Below are 11176 nucleotides of genomic sequence, written 5' to 3' on the forward strand. Positions count from 1 at the left end.
ATCACACTTACACGCATTTTTTCTTTTGTGGTATGGTCAAATTACGCATTTCTTATCGTGTCGACCGCTTTGCTTGGTTTTGGTATTGCAGGAGTGACATTGGCTGTCACCAGAAACAGTAATAGATGGTTCCCAAAGTCGAAGGTCGGAAGTTATTGCCTGTTTTTTTCTCTAACCGCTCTTCTGGCCCTTTTTTTGATTATCCGGGTTCCGCTTACAATCTCTACGTTTGACCGGGCGATCAACTGGGTCTATCTGTTTATCATTTACCTGGCGATTATTATTCCATTTTTTTTCGCTGGTCTTGCCATTTCGATTTTACTGGCTTCTGACTCCAAACGGGTCCATAAACTGTATTTCTGGGATTTAATCGGAGCCGCAATCGGTTCTTGCCTCCTTTCCCTGATTATCACCCGCATCGGGGCATCAGGAGCTGTTATAGCGGCCTCTTTGGCCGGTGTCCTGGCCGCCATCTTTTTTTCTATAAAAAGACATAAAGCTTTCCTCTCCGTGTTGGTCCTGTTCGGTTTGCTTCTTGGAGCTATTATTCCTTTTGGAGAAAGCATTTTTCCCATTCAGCCCCATGAAAACAAACGCTGGTATCAACGGGTTCGTCAGAACACCCTCTATTCCGGATGGTCCACCCTTTCCAAAGTGGATGTGGTTAGCTATGATAACAATAAGCGTCGAGGAATTTTTATTAATGGCGGTGAAAACGAATCTTTTCTGGCGCCCTGGGATAATAAAAAACATTGGGAGGACACCACTAATTTTCCGTATCTCTTCATCGCCGGCCAGGAAAAGGTGCCCAAGGTTATGATTATTGGTTCCTCCGGCGGAACGGAAGTTGCTTTTGCGCTGGCTCATGGGGCATCCATGGTTCATGCGGTGGAGATGGATCCGCTTATCGCAAAGATAGTTGAAAAAGACATGGCCGACTGGAACAATCAAATGTATCATTCTCCCCGGGTCAAGCAATTCGTTGATGAAGGGAGAAGTTTTCTGGTCAATACACAGGACAAGTATGATCTGATATTGACACGCAATAATTTTACACCGATTGCTTTTGCATCGGGCGCGATTGTCTTGTCTGAAACCTATTTGCTTACCGCGGAGGGAATGAACGCCTTTATTTCCCGCCTTAAGGAAAACGGCGTTTTGGGTTTCATACGTTGGGGAACCAGCAGACTTTGTACTACCTTTCGCAGTGTCGCAGAACAGAACCATATACAGCATATTGAAAAGAATATTATGATTATTTCCGGTCAATGGTGGGGGAATCATGGTTTTTATTTTAAAAAGTCCCCTTTCACGGATTTGGAAATTGCCGATGCCAGGAAGTATGCCGAAAAGTTGGGGAGGACCATGCTGTATTATCCGGGCATGCAAAAAGATGAAAATCTGTATGCTAAAATATTGATGGATGACGATTATAGGCAATATTATCAGCTTTCAGGGTATGATTTATCGCCGGCCACAGACGACCATCCTTTTTTTGATCATATCCTGAAATTTGGCGAATCAGTTGACATCAATAATCCGATCTTGCCGGAAGAGTTACGTGAGATAGCCAAAATGTTTCGCTGGGAGCCTTCCGGGTTTATAAAAAAAATGGTTGGCAACCTGGAATTGGCCCAGTCGGATGTCCCTGTACTGGCTATTGCCTTTGAAGGGGCCATTATTTCACTGTTAGGGATTTTTGTGCCACTCTTCTTTTTTTCAAGAAAGAAAACAGCACAGAAAAATGTCCGTTGGGCGGTTATTTTTTATTTTTCTTTTCTGGGCATGGGTTTTATTATGATAGAGCTCTGTTTTATCAAACAGTATATTCTTTTTTTAGGACATCCGGCCTATTCCATTGCCATGATCATTTCCGGACTCCTGGTTTTCACGGGTGTAGGCAGTTTTCTCTCTGAAAAATTCGGTGACCGGCCCCATACAGCCCTTCGATTTGTTTTCCCGGCCATTTTCCTTCTCCTTGTGGTGACCATCTTTACCACCCAGCCGATTTTTCAAGCTTTTCTCGGCACACCCCTTATCGTCAGATCATTGGTTACCTTTATTCTCTTGGCACCGATTGGTATATGTATGGGATTCCCTTTTCCATTGGGGCTTCGTCTTATCCACCAGGTTTCACCGAATCTGGTTGGCTGGGCTTGGGGTATCAATGGATTTATGACGGTGATTGGTTCGGTCTTAACCGTTATTATTTCACTGGTGTCGGGGTTTGACATGGTGCTGTGGATTGCGGGTGCTTTTTATTTATGCTGCCTGGGAGTGTATCGACAGTTAGGCAGTCCTATTACCTTGAAAGGATGATAGCACCAGGGGCGGTAGTGAAACCTATCGGTGCCCTTTATACCCGCTCTCTCCGATCCCCTACCTTCTACCATTTTTTCCTCTATTTTTTTATTAGTATCGCTTAAGGATCTTCCAGGAGGTCCGGCAAAAATACCTGACCTCCCTTTCTGTAAATTGTTTTGTTTGAAAAACCAGTTAACCATTTAAAAACTTGGGACTTAGATTGCAATGACCGGGCATCCCGCCTTTGCAATCAGCTCGTCTACTGGTGCGCCGAAAAACCTTTTTACCCATTCCGGCCTTCGAGATCGCGTGGTCACAATCAGAGAGGGTTGACCTCGCTTGACCACCTCAAGGCAGACCACTGCAAACCGTCCCACCTGCACGAGTGTTTTTACCTGTATTCCTTCTTTCTTGGCCTTCTCGGCTATGGTCGCTACATGTTCCCCATTTTTCCCATCCGGATCGCAGTTGCTCATCCGGAATGAACATGGGAAAAAACAGGCTGCTCACTAAACCTTCATGCCCATTTAGGCACAACGAATTAAAACGCCCAAATGGAAAGAGCACCGCCGATAATCACAATATAGAGGAGGTCTATTCTTTTTAACAAGGCGATTAAGGCCACAACCCCCAAAAGGACCCGCGGGATATCCCACGGGACGGCTATGACAAATTTGATCAGGACGTAAAGTAGCAGGCCGACAAAAGAGGCCAGTATGCCTCTTGTTGCTTTTAAAAAGAGAGGCGAGGATTTTAGACGGTCAAAGAAAGGGGTAATAATGGTCAGTATTAAAAAAGAAGGGGTGAATATGGAAACCGTTGCTACCAGAGAACCCCAAAAGCCATGCAATAAATAGCCGACGAAAGTGGCGGTAATGATGATCGGACCAGGGGTAACCTGGCCCAAAGCAATGCCGTCCATAAAGGTCTTTTCGTTCATCCATCCCCTGACCTCCACTATTTCATGAAGCATTAATGGAAGGGAGGTGAAACCGCCCCCGAAGGCGAAAAGGTCTATCTTCATCATCAAGACGGACAAAATAAAAGTCTGGATCTCTATGAAATAAAGGGCGGTCAGTCCGATGGAGCAGAGTATCAAAAGAATAAGGATCTGGGCGAGTTTAAATCTCCCGGACTCCGGATCGGCAGCCGCAGGAGGAGCCTTGGTGTTTTTCAGTAAAAAGATACTGACCAGGCCCGCCCCCGGAATGACCAGAAAAGGGGTGATTCCTATCCCGAGTGAAACGGCTGAGAGAACCGCAATAAGAATAGCCTGGTAACTTTTGGCGATGTTCTTCCCAAAAGAATAGGTGGCCTGGACAATGATGGCCACCACAATGACCTGAAGTCCGACGAAAAGAGAGTGGACGAAAGAGAGATCATGATAATTGTTATATAAGAACGAAAATATCAGCATCAGAAGGAAGGCCGGCAGTCCAAAACCGATATACGAGGCCAGGGCACCGACAACGCCGCGCATTCTAAGCCCTACATAGGCGGCCAGTTGAATGACCGTGGCTCCTGGAATGGACTGACAAAGAACCAGCCCTTCCCTGAAGCTGTCCTCATCCAACCATTTATTTTTTTTTACCGCTAACGCCTTAACGTATACCACCATGGCCGGACCGCCAAAGGCGGTTAGCCCCAGCCGGAGAAAAGAGAAGAATAGTTTTGGTATGGAAGGAGAGTTCATGTTCTATTAACCCTGATGCCCCATGACGGTGCCTTGATGTATGAAAATGGGGGAAAACCGGGCTATAGGCAAGGGACAATAGTACTACAGCGTATTTTTTGCTCATGCGTCCCCATAACCGTCATTTCGGCAGGCTTTAAGCTTGTCCCCGACATTCTTAATCGGAGACCGGAATCCAGGGACTTTGGTTTTCTCATTCTTTTGAAAAACCTGGATTCCCGATAAAGACATTCGGGAATGAGGGGAAAATGACGCCGTAGTAATAAATAAAACGGTTTTATGGTTTTTTCTTCACCTATTGCCTATAGCCCATAGCCTATGGCCTGTATGGTTTTATTTTTTTTCCTCTTCACAAGGATGCGTTTCCGTCTCACCATGGCATGCCTTGATCTGTTCAGGGGTGCATTCCTGAGGTTTTTCTTTTAATTTTTCCGGAAATTGACAACACGACTCACACATCTTTTTCACCTCCTTTCCGTAGGCCCCTTTCAATTCAACCCGAAGGTCAGTGCAAGGGCCGCCCGAGATTGGAATTTTTTGGGTCATCCGTTTTAATTCGGCGATAAGCCCTTGTAATCCCTGCCTGTCGACACCGTAATGAATCCAGTAGCCGCGTTTTTCCCCTTGAACCAGGCCGGCCTTCTGAAGAATCTTGAGGTGTTGGGACACCGCCGCTTCTGAAATACCGAGACGATTTGCCAGGGCCTTACCGCAGAGATCGTAGGTCAACAGTAAATGAAAAAGCCCCAACCGTGTCTCGTCCGCAAGAGCCCTTAGGATTTGAAGAAAATCGTTCATAATAAAATTCCAATTAAGCTAAAACTTAATCAGAATAGGGACGGAGTGTCAAGAAGAAAATGCCCTTCTCAAAAATAATATCTTATTCTGAAATCCACCCTGTAATCGTTTGGTTTGTCGCCGAATTCCGATCCCCTTGATCCGGCAATAAACCCTGTCCTGAAGCGCAGATCCAGATTGGTAATACCGGAATACAAAAATTCAGGGGTTATGGAAAAGCTTTTATCGTTCAGATTACCGATCATGGTGATGGCCGGTGTGAAATACAGGATATCAAAAGGTTCCTTCTGGCTTATCCTCAGGTAAAGATAATTCGTTTCCGGGGTCTGCTTCCCGTAATTGCCCTGTAAAAGGGTACTGGCCCTGTTCAACAAAGAGGGATTGCCCGTATTCGTGTAAAGGCTATACCCCTTGTCTATGAATGAAAAAAAGTCCTGCATCTCCTGGCTGCTGTACCCCTGGCCGTTCCGGTAATATTCGAGGATATAAGTGATATCCTGCGGCGTAAGATACCGAAGGCCCAGAAGGGCGTTGGCGGCGTTGGTGGTGGTCTGGGATTGGTTACCATTCGGATCGATAATCGTTTTAGGGTTGTTGGTGATCAGGGAGAATTCTCCATGCACTTCCAGGTTGGTGGTGACATTCCTGGAAAAGTCCAGGCCATAGCGCGCCGTTTTGCTCCCCCCGGTCAGGAACATAAAATCGATATCCGTATCGTAAAGGAGAAAATAGAACTTGGCCGCCCCATTCAGATTGCCGGTCGCCCCGAAATCATCATTGACGCCGCTGTAAGCCGGTACCAGCACCGGCGTAAAGGAAAAGGTTTTCAGGGCCTGTCCTTCCCAGCTCCGGGTATAGTCAAGGGAGGCCACGATAAATCCTTCCCGGGCCAGCTCGGGATCATCGGTGTTCTTCTGCCGGTCCAGAAAAGCCGCCGGGCTCCAGGCATAGCCTTTGCCCCAGTTGAGCGTCTTCTTGCCCAACTCGGTAATAAGGGTGGGGGAGGGCCTGAGAGAGACGTTGCCTTCGAAGATGGTGGTATTGGTTGTGTCCTTCTGGTAGTTTTTGGTATAGGCCGTGTTGGTCTTGATAGAAAAACGGGAGAGGCCTTTCTCCAGGCTCCCTTCCAACTGGAGGGTTCCATCATATTCCGGGGTGGTCCCGCCGATGCTCCGGTTGTAAAAATTAAGTTTGTAGAGGGAAGCGTTCTTATCCAGCCCGAAGAGGATCGGCATGGCTTCGATATAGCCGCCGAGATGGTATGGTTTCTTTTCCGTTTCCGAGACGTCAAACTTGTATTCCTCGGCCCTGTTTTCCTCTGAAAAGGCAGGGGCCAGCGTCATAAGCAGCAGGCAGCAGACAACAGGTAACAAGTAACACGTGCCGAAAAAATAGCGGGACCCCGCTTCTGATCTTCTCATCCTCGTCTACCTTAAAGAGTCCATCTTCGGCATAAAGGTCAAGGTAAAGACCTCGTCTTTGAAGTCTTTCTTTTTCATCTTGGCGAAGATCATAATCGACTTATAGCCCTTGTGGAGGGGGCTGTCCGTTTCTATAATGGCCGGTCGCACCAAACCCGCCCCGAAATCCTTGATATCCTTGAAATAGAGGGTCTTGATCAGCATGTTGGCTTCGGTGAGACATTCGATTTTAGTCGGTAGATTTTTATTCTTATCCACCCACATTTTGAGCCGGTCATAAGCCACGGTTTTCGTCTTGGCTTTGAGAAATAGAAGGGTTTCGTTAGGGAGGGTCTCCATCTTTTCAACGGTATAATCTACGGAATAATCGAGGGCCAGGATGTCGGCATTGTTAAAAACCCCGCCGATGACCGACTGGAGGCTGGTGATGCGGATCGGCTTGCCCACATTGGGGACATAGAGCCACATATTCTCCCCGAGCCTGAGCGTGCTCCGGCCTTTTTCACTGGCCGGCGAAAGAAACAGCCCGACCATTTTATCCGCTCCTTTTTTGGCCGTAAAATAGACGTACTCTTTCTTTTTTCCGTCCGGTTCGATGTTGATGATCTTCCGATACGACTCATAAGATTCGGGGCTGAGGTTCTTGTCTATCTGGGCAAGCAGTTGTGCCCCGTCAATGGCATAAAGTGGTGCGGCACCACCCAGCAGTACGGCGCACCAGAGCACAAGTAAGAAGACCAAATACCTTTTCATAAATTAATTCCTTTCGTCATGTTCCCTTTTATCTGTTTTGTTTTTTTATCTTTTCTCCCACTAAACTCCCATGCCCACCTCATGCGGCACCGATGAAGCAAGAAAATTTTTTTAGGGGCTATGGGCTATGAGCAAGGCACATTGTTTAAAGTTTTTGCACCTGCAACTTGCAACTTTCTCTTCAACTGACCCCTGATCCCAGACCCCAGATCCCGTTTTTTCATACTTGAAACTTGCATCTTGCTTCTTGAAACTTTATGGCCGGGGCGATTCTTTTAAAATACGGCCGACAGCTTCCTGTGCGCTCCCTTTGAAGGCGACGCATTCTATGCCTCTCATTTTCATACCCCTGACGATTTCATCCCCGAACTCCCCGCTAACGACGACCCTGATCCCGTTTTGGGTAAAGAAGTCGCTGAACCCGCTCCAGATCTGGTCTCTTTCCTGCCTGGATGGGGTGGGGATGCTGCCGGTTATCTGGCCCTTTTCATCGAAACCGATCGAATCGATCGCCGAGGCTCCTCCTGTTGTCGGTCCTTTTCCGAAATTGGGGTTCTCCACCGCCTGCATAAAGTTGCCCTGCCCGTCGAAGAGCAGGTAGAAGGGGCTGCGCCCCATCCTGTCGGCCACCGGCGCACCCGGCGCTTTGTCGTTCGACGCCACGGCGATATTTCCGGGCTGATCGGCAAAGACCGGGCCTGCCACCAATAACAGAGCCACCAACGCTACGAGGCCCAACATGTTTTTTATCATTAGCTCCTCCTATTTCAACTTGGACTGCAAAAACTTCTTTACGGCCTCTGCTGCGCCATTAAAAGAGACCGGAGTGATCCCTTTGGTTTTCATATCGTCCATAATCTTCGGCCCAAATCCTCCGGCTACCACCACCGTAATCCCCTTTCCGGCAAGAAAACCCACGACGCTCGGCCCGGCGCGATCCGCATCCTTGTAGGGATTCTGAACCGCCTCCAGCATCTTCCCTTTTTGATCGAAAAAGAGAAAATAGGGGGCCGTTGCCGCCTGACCGCTCACGGTGGCGGTCGGGACCTTATCGTTCGCGGCAACGGCAATTTTTATGCTTTGTGCTGCGAAGGCGGGGATCGCCAGAAACGAAACGAGAACCATTACGATGAGTATAAATTTTTTCATTGTGCTCTCTCCCTCCATTCTTCCATGATTTTGTTTAAACTATTCTGAATTCTCTATTAACCGGTGGGTTCCGTTATCACTCCACCCACCCTACATTTTGCTAAAACCAAATCCGCAATCCGCGATCCGAAATGGCTAGACGTGTCTCAGTGCCTGTATGGGCTCCATCCTCGATGCTTTGAGTGCCGGCTGGAGGCTCCCCAATACGGCTACAATAATGACGATGAGCGAAACAATTAAGATGTCCGAAACCTGTATGCTCGGCATGAGCACGAGGCCCGTTTGCCTGCCGAAACTGAAAGTCACCTTGACGAGGCGCAGCACAAAGATGATCGTCAGTCCGACCGCGTTGCCGATGACGGCTCCGAATATGCCCAGGGAAAACCCCTCGATCACAAACATGGAGAGGATCTTTCCCGGCAGGGTGCCGATGGCCGCTATCGTCCCGATCTCCCGTATCCGCTCGTAGACGGCCATGATCATGACGTTCATGACGCTGACAAGGACGATGGCGATGAGCATGATCTTTATGAAAAGGGTCATCAAATCGATCATACGTACAATATTGTAGAAGGGCGAAAGGGACTCCCAGGTATGGACCTCGAAGATGGGCTTGCCCTTCTTGTTGACGTCCTTTCCAAGGGAGCCTTCCAGCTTATTGTAAACGGTGTGGAGTGAGCTGAAATTATGGAGCTTAATGGCGATCTCGCTGATCTCCTGCTCCTCCATGCGGAGGATCTCCCTGGCGTCGTCCATGTGCACGTACCCATCCCGTCCTCCCGGTCCCTGGGCGCTCTCCAGCACCCCTCCGACCCGGAGCTGCTTGCCATTCACCGAGCCGTCCTTGTTCGTGGAGACCACCACCACCATGTCGCCGACTTTTACCTTCAGGCCGCGCGCCAGGAGCTCGGGAACGAGGATCTCACCCTTTTTGATGTCCTTTTCCCCCTCGATGATTCTCGAAGCCAGAAGCGGCAGCGTTTTCATCTCTTTGTCCGGATAGACCCCATTGAGGCGTATGCTGGTTGTCTCCGTGAAGTTGCTGAACATACCTCCGAACTTGATCCTGGGCGAGTAGGCCTCGATCTCCGGGATAGCCTGAAGCGCCTTCTCCGCTTTCGCGAAGGCCCCGGCCCCCATGTTCATCGTTAGCGGCAGGCTGTCGATGGAGGCGACGTAGCCCTTTCTGTGAATCTCGATGTCTCCCAGGACGGAACCCGTGATCTGCCCCACGATCATATTTTTGAAGGAACCGGAAGCCGCGACAAAGACCAGGACAAATATAACCCCTATGGCGACAAGGGAGGCGGTGAGCAATGTCCTTCTCCGGTACCGCGCCAGGTTCCGTATGGCTATCTTGAAAAGATTAGACATGGCCGTTGCCTCCCTTCACCTGTTTACCTGCCAGCGCGCCGTCTTCCAGAGTATAGATGATCTCCGCTTCACCGACGATTTTCTGATCGTGCGTCGAGAAGATAAAGGTGGTCTTAAATTGATCCCGCATTTTCTTCATCAGATCGATGACCAGATAGGCGGTCTTGCTGTCCAGGTTGGCTGTTGGCTCATCAGCCAGGACCAGTTTGGGATTGGTCACCAAGGCCCTGGCCACCGCTACCCGCTGTTTTTGCCCGCCGGAGAGTTGATCGGGAAATTTATTTTTTTGCTCCGCCATGCTGACGGCTTCCAGAAGCCCCATAACCCGGTTCTTTCGTTCCCCCGGCGCAACATTCTGAACCATGAGCAGGGGATATTCAATATTTTCATAAACCGTCAAAACCGGGAGCAGATTGAAATCCTGGAAGATAAAACCCAGGTTCTTCCCCCGGAAAAAGGCCCCTTGCTTACGATCCAGGCCGGAAACATCCGTGCCGGCGACTTTTAAAATCCCGGCGGTCGGCTTGTCCAGACAGCCGATCAGATTTAATAAAGTGGTTTTGCCGCTTCCCGACGGCCCCACAAAAGAGACAAAAGAGGAAGGCTCAATCTCAAAACCCACCCCTTTCAAGGCGGGTACCACCACCTCTCCCACCTGGTAGTCTTTCTGGATATTTTCTGCGTAGATAAGTGCCATTACACATCATCTCCTGTTTCTTTTTCTGTATTTTATTTTGATATGGGGTTTGAAAACCTTTCGGAATCCTTTCCCAGTGGGTCCAAACTTCCCCCGCAATGGGGGCAGGAATTCCTGTCATTTCCCTTCGAAGAAATCGGTTTTCCTGCGGATTTCGAAAAAAAACCAACCACTGCGATCCCCAGGATAATCAGGGCGGCAACCCAAAATAATGAGTGCCCCGGCCAGATCCCGAAGTTATTAAAATAAGAGGATCTCCAACCCCAACCCATCGGCCCGGAACGAAACCCGAAATAGGAAAGAAAATAGAGGCCTCCCAGGATCGCCAGGCCCAAAACCAATCCATTCTTCATTTTTTATCCTCCTTAATCGAATCGTTAGTGCTCCCAAACCGTCGGGCAACTTTCTGTTGCTAAGTCTATCAACGATCTCCCCAGCCTCGCCCGGCCCCCCGGCCAGGGCCGAAAGATGAAACCGAATCCTGCTGTTCGGGGGTCAGGAGATCTTGACAGTGGAACCAGTACTGAAGATTCTTCTCCCGGATTTTCCCCTGAAGGTCCTGAATGTCTTTTCTAAGACCATCGATCCGGCCCGCATTTGTTTTTGAGCTGAAGTCGATCAGCCGCAGTTCCCCTTTTTTAACCACAAGCTCCTGTCTAAGAGGGACGATTCCCTTCAAGTGCTCCTTGCGTATCTTCTCCATTTTGGCCGATTCCTCAGGCGTCAAACCGTCATTCTCAAAGAACCCCTGCCCAAACCTCGATCCCATTCCTCTGCCCCTGGAGTCAGCCAGGGCCAGGCTGGCCGACATGAGCAAGAAAAGAATAAATACAACGGCCGCCATGAGGAACATGATGATCAAGGCTGACAATTTATTCATCCCGGTTACCTTGTTGATATCTTGTGGATTCCGATTCATAAGGGTCCCTCCTTTTATCCTTTCGTCCTTTTTGGTTCATTCCAGGGAAGGGGTCCTCTTTTCCCTTC

11 protein-coding genes and 1 pseudogene are annotated in these 11176 nt (G+C 48.9%); 1 reads left to right on the top strand and 11 read right to left on the bottom strand.

Translation table 11 applies throughout. The annotated features are described in order from the left end of the window. The first annotated feature begins 99 nt into the window (after positions 1 to 99). Positions 100 to 2319, top strand: coding sequence for a hypothetical protein (locus HY879_18710; GenBank protein ID MBI5605370.1), 2220 nt, complete (start codon positions 100 to 102; stop codon positions 2317 to 2319). Between the two features lie 200 nt (positions 2320 to 2519). Here HY879_18710 and HY879_18715 read toward each other — a convergent pair whose 3' ends face one another. The 11 genes and pseudogenes from HY879_18715 to HY879_18765 form a co-directional block, all read right to left on the bottom strand. Continuing rightward, entirely contained in the window at positions 2520 to 2780 is a 261-nt protein-coding gene (locus tag HY879_18715; GenBank protein MBI5605371.1) for a universal stress protein, read from the bottom strand. 65 nt (positions 2781 to 2845) lie between these two features. Then, on the bottom strand, positions 2846 to 3997 hold the full coding sequence (gene chrA, locus HY879_18720) for a chromate efflux transporter (GenBank protein ID MBI5605372.1): 1152 nt from the start codon (positions 3995 to 3997) through the stop codon (positions 2846 to 2848). 579 nt (positions 3998 to 4576) lie between these two features. Further along, positions 4577 to 4795 (bottom strand): annotated as a pseudogene (locus HY879_18725) (winged helix-turn-helix transcriptional regulator). Between the two features lie 68 nt (positions 4796 to 4863). Further along, positions 4864 to 6216, bottom strand: coding sequence for a hypothetical protein (locus tag HY879_18730; protein MBI5605373.1), 1353 nt, complete (start codon positions 6214 to 6216; stop codon positions 4864 to 4866). 6 nt (positions 6217 to 6222) lie between these two features. Further along, a complete protein-coding gene (locus HY879_18735; protein ID MBI5605374.1) occupies positions 6223 to 6969 on the bottom strand; it encodes an outer membrane lipoprotein-sorting protein in 747 nt (248 codons plus the stop codon). Between the two features lie 255 nt (positions 6970 to 7224). Next, positions 7225 to 7722 (bottom strand): hypothetical protein, encoded by a 498-nt coding sequence (locus HY879_18740; protein ID MBI5605375.1) that lies wholly within the window; start codon positions 7720 to 7722, stop codon positions 7225 to 7227. A 9-nt stretch (positions 7723 to 7731) separates the two neighbouring features. Then, on the bottom strand, positions 7732 to 8118 hold the full coding sequence (locus HY879_18745) for a NifB/NifX family molybdenum-iron cluster-binding protein (GenBank protein MBI5605376.1): 387 nt from the start codon (positions 8116 to 8118) through the stop codon (positions 7732 to 7734). A 135-nt stretch (positions 8119 to 8253) separates the two neighbouring features. Beyond that, the gene (locus HY879_18750) at positions 8254 to 9492 is read right to left on the bottom strand and encodes an ABC transporter permease (GenBank protein ID MBI5605377.1); all 1239 of its coding nucleotides are present in this window, start codon (positions 9490 to 9492) and stop codon (positions 8254 to 8256) included. Continuing rightward, positions 9485 to 10189, bottom strand: a complete 705-nt coding sequence (locus HY879_18755; protein ID MBI5605378.1) for an ABC transporter ATP-binding protein — start codon at positions 10187 to 10189, stop codon at positions 9485 to 9487. Before HY879_18755 ends, HY879_18750 begins: the two co-directional genes overlap by 8 nt. Before the next feature lie 32 nt (positions 10190 to 10221). Next, entirely contained in the window at positions 10222 to 10542 is a 321-nt protein-coding gene (locus HY879_18760; protein ID MBI5605379.1) for a hypothetical protein, read from the bottom strand. Positions 10543 to 10610: 68 nt separating this feature from the next. Beyond that, complete coding sequence (locus HY879_18765; GenBank protein MBI5605380.1) at positions 10611 to 11108, bottom strand: periplasmic heavy metal sensor; 498 nt, start codon at positions 11106 to 11108, stop codon at positions 10611 to 10613. Positions 11109 to 11176: the final 68 nt, after the last annotated feature.

Source organism: Deltaproteobacteria bacterium (assembly GCA_016219225.1).
In the GTDB taxonomy this organism is placed as follows: domain Bacteria; phylum Desulfobacterota; class RBG-13-43-22; order RBG-13-43-22; family RBG-13-43-22; genus RBG-13-43-22.

Bases quoted from the DNA above. Each gene is read 5' to 3' on its own strand.
- HY879_18745 (MBI5605376.1), bottom strand. From the start codon at position 8,118: ATGAAAAAATTTATACTCATCGTAATGGTTCTCGTTTCGTTTCTGGCG.
- HY879_18755 (MBI5605378.1), bottom strand. From the start codon at position 10,189: ATGGCACTTATCTACGCAGAAAATATCCAGAAAGACTACCAGGTGGGA.
- HY879_18730 (MBI5605373.1), bottom strand. From the start codon at position 6,216: ATGAGAAGATCAGAAGCGGGGTCCCGCTATTTTTTCGGCACGTGTTAC.
- HY879_18750 (MBI5605377.1), bottom strand. From the start codon at position 9,492: ATGTCTAATCTTTTCAAGATAGCCATACGGAACCTGGCGCGGTACCGG.
- HY879_18715 (MBI5605371.1), bottom strand. From the start codon at position 2,780: ATGAGCAACTGCGATCCGGATGGGAAAAATGGGGAACATGTAGCGACC.
- HY879_18735 (MBI5605374.1), bottom strand. From the start codon at position 6,969: ATGAAAAGGTATTTGGTCTTCTTACTTGTGCTCTGGTGCGCCGTACTG.
- HY879_18740 (MBI5605375.1), bottom strand. From the start codon at position 7,722: ATGATAAAAAACATGTTGGGCCTCGTAGCGTTGGTGGCTCTGTTATTG.
- HY879_18760 (MBI5605379.1), bottom strand. From the start codon at position 10,542: ATGAAGAATGGATTGGTTTTGGGCCTGGCGATCCTGGGAGGCCTCTAT.
- HY879_18765 (MBI5605380.1), bottom strand. From the start codon at position 11,108: ATGAATCGGAATCCACAAGATATCAACAAGGTAACCGGGATGAATAAA.
- chrA (MBI5605372.1), bottom strand. From the start codon at position 3,997: ATGAACTCTCCTTCCATACCAAAACTATTCTTCTCTTTTCTCCGGCTG.